We start from the raw sequence: 13355 nt of genomic DNA on the forward strand, positions 1-13355 counted from the left end.
GCACCAGCACGGCGACGGCGGCCGAAGCCGGGACCGCGATCAACAAGCCGACGAAGCCGAACAGCGCGCCGAAGGCAAACAGCGAAAACATCAGCCATACCGGGTGCAGGCCGACGCTCTTGCCGACCAGCCGCGGCTGCAGGATGTTGCCCTCGATGAACTGGCCGATGAAGAAGACGACCGCGACCGCGACGATCATCGTCCAGTCCGGCCAGAACTGGACGAAGGCGACGCCCACGGCCAGCACCAGCCCGGTCAGCGAGCCGACATAGGGGATGAAGGAAATCAGCCCGGCGAACAGGCCGATGAGGATGCCGAAGTTCAGTCCGGTCAGCGTCAGCCCGGTGGCATACATGGCGCCCAGCACCAGGCACAGCGTGCCCTGGCCACGCACGAAGCCTGCCGTGGCGGTGTTGATGTCCCGTGCGATGGCGCGCACGGTCTGGACGTTGTCGCGTGGCACCCAGCCGTCGATGACCGCCACCATGCGGTCCCAGTCGAGCAGCATGTAGAAGGCGACCACCGGTGTCACCACGAACAGGCTGACCACAGAAACCAGCGCCATGCCGGAACTCCACAGCGAGGTGAAGACGGTGGTGACAAAACCGAAGCCGGAGGTCAGCAGCGAATTCAGCCCGTCGCGCAAGCTATTGGCGTTGACGCCGAACTTCTGCTCCAGCCATTTCGGATCGAACGAGGTGATCAGGCTTTGCAGCCGGGTCAGATATTCCGGCAATTTGCCGGCGAAATCGGCCATCTGCGTGGCCAGAACCGGAATGAGGATGACAAAGGCCAGGACCAGCACGATGAGGAAGGTGATGAGGATGACCACCGTCGCCATGAAACGCGACAGGCCGAGCCGCTGCAGCCGGTCGGCAACGGGATCGAGGAAATAGGCAAGCACCATGCCGGCGACGAAGGGCAGCAGGATGGCGCTGAAGACATAGAGGAAAAGCGCCAGCAGCGCGGCGCCGGCCAGCCAGAAGAAGATCTGGCGGCGAAAGGTCGCGGACGCGGCGATGTCGGCGGCCGCGGCCTCGATCGCCGCCGCTTCTGTCTCGGATGTCCGGAGTGGAGCCTTCGTCATGTCAGCTCATGTGCCTCAGCCAAGTCACGAGATAGGCTGCGGCCGAAGCCACGGTCAAGACCCCGGACAGCAATATGAGAACCGGCCTCAGCGGGTCGAGATGAACCGACAGGGCAAGTTCACCCAGCACAACCGCCGCCAGCACGATCTGGATGGCGGTGTTGGCCTTCGACACGAAAAGCGGTTTCATCTCGACCGGATGGGCCATGACGGCGGACAGCAGGACCGCGCAGACGATCAACGCGTCGCGCGACACCATGGTGACGACCAGCCACAGCGGCAATTGCCCGATGAGGCCCATGACCACGAACACCGAAACCAGCAGCAGCTTGTCGGCGATCGGATCGAGATAGGCGCCGAGCGTGGACTGCTGATTGAAACGGCGGGCGATGAAGCCATCGACGCCGTCCGAAATGCCGGCGACGAGGAACCCGGCAAAAGCCCAGTCCCAGCGCGCCTGCAGCATCGCCAGCACCACCGCCGGCACCAGGACAAGGCGCAGGATGGTGATCAGGTTGGGGATGGTCAAATGCCTGGCACCTCCTCTTGGTCGGAGATAGATGATGAAGATGGCGGGTGGCAACAAGGGAGGAGCTGCCGATCTCCCCGCACGGGAGCGGCCTTCAGCTTGGCTTTCGCCAATCACGAGCGCCTGTACGTGCGCGCTGTCCACGGTTTTGTAGGCCGAGATGGCCGTTATCCTTGCGGACAGAAACCGTTCATGCGAAGAGCCCGCGACAAGGAAAATTGCTGAACGGGCACCAGAAATGAGCAAGCGCGACGTGAACAAGCGCAAGAACGGGCTCACCTATGCCGAGGCCGGTGTCGATATCGATGCCGGCAATCTCATGGTCGAGAAGATCAAGCCGCTGGTGCGCGCGACGCGCCGGCCGGGCGCCGATGGCGAGATCGGCGGTTTCGGCGGCCTGTTCGACCTCAAGGCGGCCGGGTTTACCGATCCGGTGCTGGTGGCGGCCAATGACGGCGTCGGCACCAAGCTCAAGATCGCCATCGATGCCGGCAAGCACGACACGATCGGCATCGACCTCGTCGCCATGTGCGTCAACGACATCGTCGTGCAAGGTGCCGAACCGCTGTTCTTCCTCGACTATTTCGCCACCGGCAAGCTCGATCCCGATCAGGGTGCCGCGATCGTCGGCGGCATTGCCGAGGGCTGCCGCCAGGCCGGCTGCGCGCTGATCGGCGGCGAGACCGCCGAGATGCCCGGCATGTATCACGGCAACGACTACGACCTCGCCGGCTTTGCGGTGGGTGCCGCCGAACGCGGCCAATTGCTGCCCACCGATGACATTGTCGAAGGCGACGTGCTGCTGGGCCTGGCTTCCTCCGGCCTGCACTCGAACGGCTATTCGCTGGTGCGCCGCATCGTCGCCGTCAGCGGTCTGTCGTGGAGCGATCCGGCACCGTTCAACGACGAGGCCACTCTGGCCGAAGCACTGCTCGAGCCGACCCGCATCTACGTCAAGTCGATTCTCAAGGCGATCCGCAACACGCATGGTATCAAGGCGCTCGCCCACATCACCGGCGGCGGCTTCCCGGAAAACATTCCACGCGTGCTGCCCAAGGATTTTTCGGCCGAGCTCGACCTCGAGGCGATCGACGTTCCTCCCGTGTTTTCGTGGCTGGCCAAGACCGGCGGCGTGGCGCCGGAAGAAATGATGCGCACCTTCAATTGCGGCATCGGCATGATCCTGGCGGTCGCGTCCGGCCAGGCGGCGCAGGTCGCGGCCGTGCTACAGGAAGCCGGCGAGACGGTGACGCCGATCGGCCGCATCGTGCCGCGCCGCGACGCAGGCGTCATCTATCGGGGTTCGATCGGCCTATGAGCGCGCAGAGGAAACGCACCGTTGTCCTGATCTCGGGACGCGGCTCCAACATGACCGCGCTGATTGCCGCGGCCAGCGACCCGTCGTTCCCGGCCGAGATCGTCGGTGTCATTTCCGATAAGGCGGATGCCGCCGGGCTCGGCATCGCCAGGGCGCGCGGCATCGCCACGCAGGTCGTCTCACGTGCCGACCACGGCAGCAAGCAGGCGCATGACGCCGCCATCGACGCGGCCCTTACGGCCTTCAACGCCGAGATCGTGGCGCTGGCCGGCTATATGCGCATCCTCAGCCCCGGCTTCGTCCAGAAATGGCAGGGCCGCATGATCAATATCCACCCTGCCCTGCTGCCGGCCTTCAAGGGGCTCGACACCCATGCGCGCGCGCTGGCCGCCGGCATCCGCATCCATGGCTGCACCGTGCACTTCGTCACCTCCGAGATGGATGACGGCCCGATCATCGCACAGGCAGCCGTGCCGGTGATGGTCGGCGACACCGCCGATACATTGGCAGCCCGCGTGCTGAAGACCGAACACCGGCTCTATCCGCTGGCGCTGGGGCTGGTCGCCGAAGGCAAGGCGCGCATGGAGGCCGGCCGCACCGTGCTTGCCCACTTTGCCGACGATGCCGACAACGGCACCTCGGTGGTGATGGCCCCGGATCCGCTGCGCGAGGAAGCCGACCTCGAGCATCTGGCGCGCATCACGCCTTGAGCTTAGAGCGGCGATGAAACAGCTTCTCCTGCTTCGTCACGCCAAATCCAGCTGGGACGACCCTGATCTCGATAATTTCGACCGGCCCTTGGCCGAACGCGGAGTGAAGGCAGCCCGGTTGATGGGGCGCGAGCTTGCGGCGCGCGGCTGGCTGCCGGACCTGGCGCTGGTGTCGGCGGCGCTGCGCACCCGCGACACCTGGCGGCTGGTGGCGGCGGAATTGCCCGTCCCGCCCCAGGTCGCATTCCTCAAGGCGCTGTACGATGCTTCAGCGGCGGACATTCTGAGCCAGATTGGTCAAACCGACGCTTCAAGCGGCAGCTTGCTGGTAATTGGCCACAATCCGGGCCTGGAGCAGTTGGCCAGACAGCTTGCCGGGCCGGGGTCGGACGCCAAGGCGATCGCGAGACTTGAGGAAAAATTCCCGACGGCAGCCTTGGCCCGGGTGGTCTTCGAAGGCGATTGGTTCGGCGTATCCCCCGCCCGGCTGACACATTGCTTGCGGCCGAAGGACCTGGGCGGCTAGTGTCCATGGCAGGTGCGGCAGGTCAAGCCCGCCGCACACCCGCCTGAGCCGTCAGTTTCCCCAGTTGCCCTGGCCGGATTCCGGCTGGACCGAATCGGGCATCAGCGTGAGGTCGCGGTGCTTGACCTGCCTGTGGGTCGAAGCCGTGTAGCTGTGGTCGACATTGACCGCGTGCGAGGTGACGACCGGCTGATTGACATTGTCCGAACCATAGTTGTCGCTGCCGGCAAAAGCGGCACCAGTGGCAACGAGGATGGCGGCGGCGGTAAGAGCGATCCTGTTCATTCTATTTACTCCGGTATTCCTGATTCTGTCCGTCTAGTGGCGTGCCCCTGGGGAGGAAATTTCGCGTCGCTCGGACAGCCTCGATCTGGGTTTTTCGTGCGCCGACTTCCAATCACGAAGACGTTCCCTCACGCGCGGAATCGGGACCTCGAACGTCGGCCAAGGGATTGAGCTCACCCTGTTTTATCAATTTATCTCAGACGCTTATAAGGAGGGTGCCTGACGCATGATGCGGCGGTTCATCGAGCCAGCGCTCGCCATCCGTTCACGATTCGTCAACATAAATTGAACCAGCTGGTTCGATTTACGATCGGCGCTCCGACACCGATGCCGTCGGCCGAAATCCTGCTCATGCATAAAAAACAAGAGCGGCGGGCAAAGCCCACCGCTCTTTGTGGTCGCAGACTTCAGAAATCAACGACCCCAGATGCCCTGGCCCGACTGAGCCGGCACGTTGGCATTGGCATCACCCTGCGTCTTTACGGACTTCGGGATCGAGCCGGTGTGCGTGGTGTCGATGTCGGACACGGACTGGTTCGCAACAGGCTGGTTGGCATTGTAAGAGCCGTAGTTGTCGCTGCCGGCAAAAGCGGTGCCCGTGGCAACGAGGATGGCGGCGGCGGTGAGTGCGATCTTGGTCATTTCAATTACTCCTGAGTTCAAGGTTGGGTTGATATCGGCAGTCGCGATTAGCGGCCGAAGAGGTTGCGGTCAGCGCCCTGCGAAGCGGGGGCCCGGACGGTCTGCGTCGACTTGGAGATCGAAGCAGTGGCCGACTGGTCGACGGTGACGGCAGGCTGATTGGCGTTGGCCGAGCCATAATTGTCGCTGCCGGCAAAAGCAGTGCCCGTGGCAACGAGGATGGCGGCAGCGGCAAGAGCGATCTTGGTCATTTTAATTACTCCTGAGTTCAAGGTTGGGTCGATATCGGCAGTCGCGATTAGCGGCCGAAGAGGTTGCGGTCAGCGCCCTGCGAAGCGGGGGCCTGGACGGTCTGCGTCGACTTGGAGACCGAAGCGGTGATCGAATGGTCGACAGCGACGGCAGGCTGATTGGCGTTGGCCGAGCCATAATTGTCGCTGCCGGCAAAAGCAGTGCCCGTGGCAACGAGGATGGCGGCGGCGGTAAGAGCGATCTTGGTCATTTTAATTACTCCAGTATTTGTCATGTCCGTCTAGTGGCGTGCCCTTGGGAGGAATTTCGCGTCGCTCGGACCACCCCGAGATGGGCTCGCCCTGCCGCGGATTCCAATCACGAAGATGTTCCCCCGCGGCTCGAATCCAGGCCTTGAAATTTGACACAGGGTCTCGGCGGTCATAATTTAACTGTTTGAAATCAGACAGTTAATCGATAACGCCCATCACCAGGCGCGACCGCTCGCCAGGCCGGCGTTCACCATCTGCTATACAGTGCGTCAACAGAAATCGAACTGAACGGTTCGGTTTGAAACGATTGCGCACCATCTGAACTTCTGGATCTCCTCCATTTGCCTTGCGGTTGGATCGAGATTATCGCTTGTGCACGATCATCAATCGGGCGCGACTTGGCGGCGCCAGTTGAAGAAGTGGGCGGAAATCCGGGTGACCTGCACCCCAGGACAGCGATAGAAATGCGGTTGCTGCTTGTAGAAGACAATCGCGAGCTGGCGGATTGGCTGGGCAAGACCCTGCGTCAGGCGAACTATGTCGTCGACATCGTCCATGATGGCGAGGATGTCGAACACGCGCTCGCCGCTGGTGACCACGCGCTTGTCATCCTCGACCTTGCGCTGCCGCGCATGAGCGGGCTGGAGGTGCTGCGAATGTTGCGGACGCGCGGCAACCGGGTGCCGGTGATCGTGCTGACCGCAAACGCCAGTCTCGACGGCCGGGTCAAGGGCCTCAATGAGGGCGCCGACGACTATCTGGCCAAGCCCTTCCAGATCGAAGAGCTCGAAGCACGAATCCGCGCGCAATTGCGCCGTGCCAATGACCGCACCGCGCCGATCGTTGCCTGCGGTGATCTCGTCTTCGACACCAACACGCGGCTGTTTTCGCTTGCCGGCGAGGCGCTGGCGCTGACACCGCGCGAGCATGCCGTGCTTGAGCAATTGATGGTCAAGGCCGGACGCACGGTGAGCAAGGCGGCATTGTCGGCCGCGATCTACGATTTCGAGACCGACGCCGATCCCAGCGCCATCGAGATCTACGTGCACCGCGTGCGCAAGAAGCTCGAAGGGTCGCGGGTCCAGATCGCCACACTGCGTGGTCTCGGCTACCTCTTGCGCCAAGACGATTTGGCGCCGTGACGATCCTGGCGCCATGAGGATCAACAGCCTCCGCCTGCAATTGCTGGCATGGGTGGTGCTGCCGCTTGCCGGGCTCGCGACCATCAACCTGTGGACCAGCCAGCGCAACGCACTGGCGACCGCGGACCTGGTCACCGACCGGATGCTCGTCGGATCGGCGCGGGCGATTGCCGAGCAGGTCGCCATGGTCGACGGCGTGCTCGATGCCCCGGTGCCCCCGGCGGCGATCGAGATGTTCGACACCGGCGACCGCGACAGCGTCTACTATCGCGTCGAGACAGCCGGCGGGCGGCTGCTGACCGGATATCCCGACCTGCCCGAAGCGCCGCAGCATGCCAGTGTCGAGGCCGCCTACCGCGATCACCAGCTGCGGCTCCTGACCCTTGGCCATGCGGTGATCGGCGCCGGCAACGACTCGCCAATATCAGTCACCGTGGGCGTCACCCTTGCCGGCCATGACGCCATGGTCAAACAGCTTTGGTTCAGCGCCTTTGCCCAGCAACTGGCGCTGGTGGCGATTGCCGGCGTGTTCGTGCTGCTCGGCTTGCGTCGCGGCCTGGCGCCGTTGATCCGGCTGCGCGATGCGGTACGCTCGCCAAACCGCAGCGACCTTGACCCCGTCGAAGTGCCCGGTGCGCAAAGCGAGATCCGCCCGCTGATCGACGCCCTCAACGCCTACATGGAGCGCGTGCGGGCGCAGATGGCGGCGCAACGCCGCTTCATCGCCAATGCGGCGCACCAGCTGCGCACGCCCCTGGCGCTGCTGTCGACACAGGCAAGCTATGCGCTTCGCGAAAGTGCCGCCGATGCCCGCCAGGAGGCGCTGGTGGCGCTGCAGGCGAGTTCCGGCAAACTGGCGCGGCTGGCCGAACAGCTCTTGACCCTGTCACGCGCCGAGCCAGGCAGCCGGCGGCCGCGCGCCGACCGCATTGACCTGGCGGAAGCCGCCCGGCACGTGCTGGAAACCCTGGCGCCAACGGCCATCGATCGCAAAATAGATCTCGGCCTCGAGGAGGCTGGCCCCGTTCCGGTCATCGGCGACGGCACCATGCTGCGCGAGATGATCGTCAACCTCGTCGACAACGCGCTGCGCTACTCCCGGGCTGAGGGCAGTGTCACGGTGAAGCTGGCGGCCATCGACGGCGAAGCCGTGCTGACGGTCGCCGACGACGGGCCTGGCATTCCGGCGGACGAGCGAGACCATGTCTTCGAGCGCTTCTACCGTATTGCCGGTTCGACCGAGGAAGGCAGCGGGCTGGGACTCGCCATTGTACGCGAGGTCGTCGAAAATGCCGGCGGCCGCGTCACCCTTGGGGATGGCGCGGCCGGCGGTCTGTTGGTTGAGGTCAGGCTGCCGCTGGCCTGACCGGTCAGGCTGCCCCTGGTCTGACCGATCACGTTCCCTGCTCGTTGAACGGCGCCGGCCGCCACTTCACGACATAGTTCTCGAAGCGGGTGATGATGAACTCCACCACCAGCGCCATGACAGCCAGGATGATCATCGCGGCGAACACGCCATTGGCGTTGAAGGCGCCCTGCGCGGTCGAGATCAGCAGGCCCATGCCTTGCTTGGCGCCGAGGAACTCGCCGACCACCGCGCCGACCAGCGCGAAGCCGAAGCTGACATGCAGGCTGGCGAGTATCCAGCTCATCGCCGAAGGAATGATGACGGTGCGGGTGATCTGGAATGGCGAGGCGCCAAGGATCTGGGCATTGGCGATCATTGCCCTGTCGGCCTCGCGCACACCCTGGAAGGCGTTGGCGAAAACAACGAAGAACACCATCACCACGGCAAGCGCCACCTTGGACGCCATGCCGAGGCCGAGCGCGATGATGAACACCGAGCCGAGCACGACGCGCGGCACCGAATTGGCGATCTTGATGTAGATCGAAAAGACATCCGCCAACAGCCGATTGCGGCCGAGGATGATGCCGGCGGCGATGCCGCCAAGGGCACCGATGACAAAGCCGAGGAAGGTTTCCTCCAGCGTCACGTAGATCTGCAGCCAGAGTGGGCCTTGCGAGGTGCCTTCGGTGATCCACGACCAGATCTGCTGCCAGATGCCAGAAGGGCTGGCGAAGAAGAACGGGTCGATGATGTTGTAGTCGGCGCCGAGTTCCCACAGGCCAAGGAAGACGACCAGGATCGCCAGGCGCAAGGAGATGACAAGCGCGTGGCGGCGGCGCAGCCTTGCCCTCGCCCGGGCTTCGGCAACGGCGATGGAAGCATCGCGGACGGCGGCCTGGTTGGCGGTCGGAGAGATTGCGGTCATGCTGTTTCTCCTTTCAATGTCCGGTCTGCAAGGTCCGGCTCTGGCCGAGCTGCACTTCCTCGCGCAGATCGTTCCAGATCACCTTGGCGATCTCGACGAAGTTCGGGTCGTAGCGGATGTCGGCCATGACGCGCGGGCGCGGCAGGTCGATGCGGTAGACGCTCTTGACCGTGCCCGGCCCAGCGGTGAGCACATAGACCTTGTCGGCCAGCGCCACCGCCTCCTCTAGGTCGTGGGTGACGAAGACAACCGAGGATTTCTGCTCCGACCACAGATCCAGCAATTCGTCCTGCATGGCGGTGCGCGTCTGCATGTCGAGCGCGCTGAACGGCTCGTCCATCAAAAGGATCTTGGGCTGGTTGATGAAGGTCTGCGCCAGCGCGACGCGCTTGCGCATGCCGCCCGAAAGCTGGTGCGGATAGTGCTTCTCGAAGCGGCCGAGGCCGACGCGGGCGATCCAGTCGCGGGCGCGGTCGTAGGCCTGCGCCTTTGGCGTGCCGCGATAAAGTGGACCGGCGGCGACATTGTCGATGACACTGCGCCAGGGAAACAGCGCATCCGCCTGAAAGACAAAGCCGATGTCCCGGCTGATATCGGTGACCGGCGTGCCCATGACGCGGACATTGCCGGTCGTCGGCCGCAACAGGCCGGTGACCAGGTTGAGCGTCGTCGACTTGCCGCAGCCGGTCGGCCCGACGACGCAGGCGAACTCGCCGCGCGCCACGGTCATCGTGAAATCGCGGATCGCCGTCATCATGTGCCCGTCGGGCGTGACGAAACGCAAGGTCACATCATCGATGGCGATCGCGGCGTCGGCTTGTGGCGCGGCCTGAGACAGCTTCTCGGCCGCCATGGGTTGCACTTGCATGGCGCACTCCTGTCGCAATGGGGCAAGGGAGCCCGCGGCAGTGCCACGGATCTCCAGGTGTTCGGGAGGCCGCGCCGCTGCCTTCTTGATTCAAGCAGCCGGCGCAAGCCCTTGTTATTCAACGAGTGGTAGGCTGGCGCCGCTATTTGGCGGCGTCGACGAATTCGGTCGTGTAGGTCTTCGACAGGTCGATCTGCTTGCCTTGCAGGCTCTTCGAGAATGTCGAGAGAACCTCGAGCACGGTCGGCGGACCATCGGCCGGCATGCGGCCATCCGGCGTGAACATCGCCTTGCCGCCGGCCAGCCCCTGCACGTAAAGGTCCCGGTTGCCGGCATAATAATCCTTCGGCATCTTGTCGGCGATCTCTTCGGCCGAATGCGTGGCGATGAATTTCATCGTCTTGACGAAGGCGTTGGCGAGCTTCTGTGCCTCATCCTTGTGGCCTTCCAGCCAGGAGGACTGGACATAGAAGGACGCCGCCGGATAGTCGCCGCCCAGCGCTTCCTTGGTCTTTTCGGGCGTGCGCATGTCGACCAGGATGCTTGCCTCGCCGGTCTTGAGCAGTTTGGCGATGGTCGGCTCGGTGGTCATGCCGGCCTGGATCTGGTCCTGCTTGACGGCGGCGATGAAGGTGTTGCCGGCGCCGACCGGCAGCAGCGTGTAGTCGCCGGGCTTCAGGCCGCTGCGCACGGCAAGATACTGGGTCAGGAAATCGGTCGAGGAGCCGAGACCGGTGACGCCGAGCGTGGCGCCCTTGAAATCGGCGGGCGACTTGATCTCCGGGTGCTTGGCGGAGACCAGCTCGACCTCACCAGGCGCTTGGCTGAACTGGACGATCGACTGGATGTATTTGCCCTTCGACTGCAGGTCGACGGTGTGATCGTAGAAGCCGACAACGCCTTGGACGGCACCGGCCAGCAGTTCATTTTCGGCCTCGACCCCGGCGCGCGAGTTGAGCAGTTCGACATCGAGCCCCTGGTCCTTGAAGTAGCCGAGCTGCTGGGTGAGCACGGCAGGCAGATAGATCTGCTTTTCCATGCCGCCGACGATGATGGTGATTTTGTCGGCAGCCGAAGCCACCGTGGCGCTTGTGGCTGCAATAGCAAGGGTTAGCGCCGCTGTGCGCAGGGCGCACTTCGAGATGAAACCGGTCACGAAACTTCCTCCACTTGGGCGGCGCGCCATCCCGGCTGCGCCGCATTCCTCCTTACCGGCCGCTCCCGCACCGGTCACACGGCGAACGCCGTAATGACTTCATGGCACGCCCAAGCTTTCAGCTGGCTTTCAGTCGTTTTAACGGCCGTTGAAATGGAATCCGTTGTGGCTGCCGGTCACGGAGCGCCGAAACCGAGAACGTCGCGCATGTCGTATTCGCCGGGTTGGCGCCCCGCCACCCAGAGCGCGGCGGCAATAGCACCACGGGCGAACATGATGCGGTCGCCGGCCGCATGCGACAGGGTTACAAGTTCGCCCTCGGTGCAGAAGCTGACGCTGTGCTCTCCGACGATGCTGCCGCCACGCACCACCGCGAAGCCGATCTCACCGGGAGGCCGCGCGCCAATGGCGCCATCGCGTGCACGCCTTGCGACCGTCTCCAGATCGATGCCGCGTCCGCCGGCTGCGGCATGCCCCAGCATCAACGCCGTTCCCGATGGCGCATCGACCTTGTGGCGATGATGCGCCTCGACAATCTCCACGTCCCAGTCATCGGGGTCGAGTGCCCGCGCCGCCTGCTCGACCAGTCCGATCAGCATGTTGAGCCCGAGTGAAAAGCTGCCGGAGCGCACGATGGCAATCGTTTTCGCGGCGTCGGCGATCGCAGCCGATTGAGAAGCATCGAAGCCCGTAGAGCCTATGACCAGGGCCGGCCCGCCGCGCTCGGCGCAAATCCTGGCCAGGTCGACCGAGGCAGCCGGCGTGGTGAAGTCGATGACCACGTCGGCCACGGCAAGCGCCTCGTCGCGGCTCACCAGCCCTTCGCCGACACTGCCCGGCCGGTGAAAGCGGGCGGCGAGCGCCAGCCGCGCGTCGCCCTGCACGGCGTCCGCCATCTGACGGCCCATGCGGCCCAGCGCACCCGCGAGGGCTATCCTGACCGGTGGTTTCGACATAGAGCGCTATCCCGCGGCTATTTCCACATGCCGCGCATACGGGCGCCAATGTCGACGCGCACCTCCGGCCGGGCCGCCCTGCCCTGTGCTGCCTGTGCGCTCGGCCACGACACCTGCTGGAATGCGGCAAGGATCGAAGCCGGGATGAAACGGGTGCGCGAGGCATAGAGATGGCGGTCGCCGCGCGCCGCCTGGCCATGTGGAAAGAAACGCTGCGGCATGACCAGGTTGAGATTGTCCTTGGCCCGCGTCATTGCCACGTAGAGCAGCCGGCGCTCCTCCTCGATGTCTTCCTTGCTGCCGACGCCGAGATCGGCCGGGATGCAGCCGTCGACCGTGTTGAGCACGAAGACATTCTTCCATTCCTGGCCCTTGGCCGAATGGATGGTCGACAGGATGAGATAGTCCTCGTCGCGATGCGGCGGCCCAGCCTGGTCGCTGGTGGCGTCCGGCGGATCGAGCGTCAGTTCGGTCAGGAAGCGCTCGCGCGAGGCATAGCCCGAGCCTATCTGCTCGAGTTGCAACAGGTCGGCCCGGCGCGTCGTCGCGTCCTCGTGGATGCGCTCCAGATGCGGCTCATACCAAAGCCTGATCTGTTCGAGGTCGGCCGGCCATCTGGCGCCGGCGCGCAGGCCGGAATAGAGCGAGACGAAGCCAGGCCAGTCATCGGCAGCGCGTTGCGGCGGACGCCAGCCGGCCAGCCCCATGGCCTCGTCCAGCGCCGTCGTCATGGTCTCGACGATCTGCGCGGCGGCCGAAGGGCCGATGCCAGGCAAGAGTTGCAATACGCGAAAACCGGCGACCCGGTCGCGCGGATTTTCGGCAAAGCGCAGCACCGCCAGCACATCCTTGACATGGGCGGCATCGAGAAACTTCAGGCCTCCGAATTTGACGAAGGGAATGTTGCGCCGCGTCAGTTCGATCTCCAGCGGCCCGCTGTGATGCGAGGTGCGAAACAGCACCGCCTGGGATTTCAGCGCTGTGCCCGCCTCGCGCTCGGCCAGGATGGTGTCGCAGACGAAATTGGCCTGCTCGACTTCGTCGCGCACGGTCACCAGTTTTGGCCTGTCGCTGGATTTGCGCTCCGACCACAGGTTTTTGGTGAAGCGCTCCGAGGCTTCGCCGATCACCGCATTGGCGGCAGCAAGGATGGTCTCGGTCGAGCGGTAATTGCGCTCCAGCATCACCACGTCGGCGGCTTGCGCGAACTGATTGGGGAAGTCGAGGATGTTGCGAACCTCGGCGGCGCGGAACGAATAGATCGATTGCGCATCGTCGCCCACCACCGTCAGCCCGGCGCCGTCGGGTTTCAGCGCCATGAGGATCGAAGCCTGCAGGCGATTTGTGTCCTGGTATTCGT

General features: G+C 64.3%; 16 protein-coding genes. 5 read left to right on the forward strand and 11 right to left on the reverse strand.

Annotation, left to right across the window (positions count from 1 at the left end; translation table 11 throughout):
- Positions 1 to 1087 (reverse strand): AI-2E family transporter (locus EN949_RS25275; RefSeq protein ID WP_164782543.1); only part of this gene is annotated, 1087 nt, incomplete at its 3' end.
- Between the two features lies 1 nt (position 1088).
- Entirely contained in the window at positions 1089 to 1616 is a 528-nt protein-coding gene (locus EN949_RS25280) for a CDP-alcohol phosphatidyltransferase family protein (RefSeq protein ID WP_013532444.1), read from the reverse strand.
- A gap of 238 nt (positions 1617 to 1854) precedes the next feature.
- On the opposite strand from EN949_RS25280, the gene purM reads away from it, so the two are divergent.
- From purM to EN949_RS25295, 3 genes are read left to right on the forward strand one after another with little or no spacing between them, the layout of a single operon-like run.
- Entirely contained in the window at positions 1855 to 2934 is a 1080-nt protein-coding gene (gene purM / locus EN949_RS25285) for a phosphoribosylformylglycinamidine cyclo-ligase (RefSeq protein WP_013532445.1), read from the forward strand.
- A complete protein-coding gene (gene purN / locus EN949_RS25290) occupies positions 2931 to 3644 on the forward strand; it encodes a phosphoribosylglycinamide formyltransferase (RefSeq protein WP_024505064.1) in 714 nt (237 codons plus the stop codon). Before purM ends, purN begins: the two co-directional genes overlap by 4 nt.
- A 13-nt stretch (positions 3645 to 3657) precedes the next feature.
- Entirely contained in the window at positions 3658 to 4170 is a 513-nt protein-coding gene (locus EN949_RS25295) for a histidine phosphatase family protein (RefSeq protein WP_127367102.1), read from the forward strand.
- Between the two features lie 51 nt (positions 4171 to 4221).
- Here EN949_RS25295 and EN949_RS25300 read toward each other — a convergent pair whose 3' ends face one another.
- From EN949_RS25300 to EN949_RS25315, 4 genes are all read right to left on the reverse strand, one after another.
- The gene (locus EN949_RS25300) at positions 4222 to 4455 is read right to left on the reverse strand and encodes a DUF680 domain-containing protein (RefSeq protein ID WP_127367101.1); all 234 of its coding nucleotides are present in this window, start codon (positions 4453 to 4455) and stop codon (positions 4222 to 4224) included.
- A gap of 414 nt (positions 4456 to 4869) precedes the next feature.
- Positions 4870 to 5097 carry a DUF680 domain-containing protein gene (locus tag EN949_RS25305; RefSeq protein ID WP_013532449.1) on the reverse strand — a complete coding sequence of 76 codons (228 nt, stop codon included), beginning with the start codon at positions 5095 to 5097 and terminating at the stop codon, positions 4870 to 4872.
- Positions 5098 to 5144: 47 nt separating this feature from the next.
- A complete protein-coding gene (locus tag EN949_RS25310; protein WP_127370758.1) occupies positions 5145 to 5348 on the reverse strand; it encodes a DUF680 domain-containing protein in 204 nt (67 codons plus the stop codon).
- Positions 5349 to 5395: 47 nt separating this feature from the next.
- Positions 5396 to 5599 (reverse strand): DUF680 domain-containing protein, encoded by a 204-nt coding sequence (locus EN949_RS25315; protein WP_013532451.1) that lies wholly within the window; start codon positions 5597 to 5599, stop codon positions 5396 to 5398.
- 465 nt (positions 5600 to 6064) lie between these two features.
- Here EN949_RS25315 and EN949_RS25320 point away from each other — a divergent pair, with 465 nt between their 5' ends.
- Both EN949_RS25320 and EN949_RS25325 read left to right on the forward strand, forming a co-directional pair.
- Complete coding sequence (locus EN949_RS25320) at positions 6065 to 6742, forward strand: response regulator (RefSeq protein WP_127367575.1); 678 nt, start codon at positions 6065 to 6067, stop codon at positions 6740 to 6742.
- A 13-nt stretch (positions 6743 to 6755) separates the two neighbouring features.
- The gene (locus tag EN949_RS25325; protein ID WP_127370757.1) at positions 6756 to 8108 is read left to right on the forward strand and encodes a sensor histidine kinase; all 1353 of its coding nucleotides are present in this window, start codon (positions 6756 to 6758) and stop codon (positions 8106 to 8108) included.
- Positions 8109 to 8136: 28 nt separating this feature from the next.
- Here the strand turns inward: EN949_RS25325 and EN949_RS25330 are convergent, their stop codons facing one another.
- From EN949_RS25330 to EN949_RS25350, 5 genes are all read right to left on the reverse strand, one after another.
- A complete protein-coding gene (locus EN949_RS25330) occupies positions 8137 to 9015 on the reverse strand; it encodes an ABC transporter permease (protein ID WP_013532454.1) in 879 nt (292 codons plus the stop codon).
- A 13-nt stretch (positions 9016 to 9028) separates the two neighbouring features.
- Positions 9029 to 9883, reverse strand: a complete 855-nt coding sequence (locus tag EN949_RS25335) for an ABC transporter ATP-binding protein (RefSeq protein WP_013532455.1) — start codon at positions 9881 to 9883, stop codon at positions 9029 to 9031.
- A gap of 142 nt (positions 9884 to 10025) precedes the next feature.
- Complete coding sequence (locus tag EN949_RS25340; protein ID WP_127366817.1) at positions 10026 to 11039, reverse strand: ABC transporter substrate-binding protein; 1014 nt, start codon at positions 11037 to 11039, stop codon at positions 10026 to 10028.
- Positions 11040 to 11215: 176 nt separating this feature from the next.
- The gene (gene dapB, locus EN949_RS25345; protein WP_127366818.1) at positions 11216 to 11995 is read right to left on the reverse strand and encodes a 4-hydroxy-tetrahydrodipicolinate reductase; all 780 of its coding nucleotides are present in this window, start codon (positions 11993 to 11995) and stop codon (positions 11216 to 11218) included.
- 17 nt (positions 11996 to 12012) lie between these two features.
- On the reverse strand, positions 12013 to 13355 hold a 1343-nt coding region (locus EN949_RS25350; protein ID WP_164782544.1), incomplete at its 5' end, for an ATP-dependent helicase.

The sequence above is a fragment of the Mesorhizobium sp. M7A.F.Ca.US.007.01.2.1 genome (genome assembly GCF_003998165.1).
Classification (GTDB): Bacteria; Pseudomonadota; Alphaproteobacteria; order Rhizobiales; family Rhizobiaceae; genus Mesorhizobium; species Mesorhizobium ciceri.

Coding starts and splice junctions, on each gene's coding strand:
- purM (WP_013532445.1), top strand. CDS start 1,855: ATGAGCAAGCGCGACGTGAACAAGCGCAAGAACGGGCTCACCTATGCC.
- purN (WP_024505064.1), top strand. CDS start 2,931: ATGAGCGCGCAGAGGAAACGCACCGTTGTCCTGATCTCGGGACGCGGC.
- EN949_RS25295 (WP_127367102.1), top strand. CDS start 3,658: ATGAAACAGCTTCTCCTGCTTCGTCACGCCAAATCCAGCTGGGACGAC.
- EN949_RS25300 (WP_127367101.1), bottom strand. CDS start 4,455: ATGAACAGGATCGCTCTTACCGCCGCCGCCATCCTCGTTGCCACTGGT.
- EN949_RS25305 (WP_013532449.1), bottom strand. CDS start 5,097: ATGACCAAGATCGCACTCACCGCCGCCGCCATCCTCGTTGCCACGGGC.
- EN949_RS25310 (WP_127370758.1), bottom strand. CDS start 5,348: ATGACCAAGATCGCTCTTGCCGCTGCCGCCATCCTCGTTGCCACGGGC.
- EN949_RS25315 (WP_013532451.1), bottom strand. CDS start 5,599: ATGACCAAGATCGCTCTTACCGCCGCCGCCATCCTCGTTGCCACGGGC.
- EN949_RS25320 (WP_127367575.1), top strand. CDS start 6,065: ATGCGGTTGCTGCTTGTAGAAGACAATCGCGAGCTGGCGGATTGGCTG.
- EN949_RS25325 (WP_127370757.1), top strand. CDS start 6,756: ATGAGGATCAACAGCCTCCGCCTGCAATTGCTGGCATGGGTGGTGCTG.
- EN949_RS25330 (WP_013532454.1), bottom strand. CDS start 9,015: ATGACCGCAATCTCTCCGACCGCCAACCAGGCCGCCGTCCGCGATGCT.
- EN949_RS25335 (WP_013532455.1), bottom strand. CDS start 9,883: ATGCAAGTGCAACCCATGGCGGCCGAGAAGCTGTCTCAGGCCGCGCCA.
- dapB (WP_127366818.1), bottom strand. CDS start 11,995: ATGTCGAAACCACCGGTCAGGATAGCCCTCGCGGGTGCGCTGGGCCGC.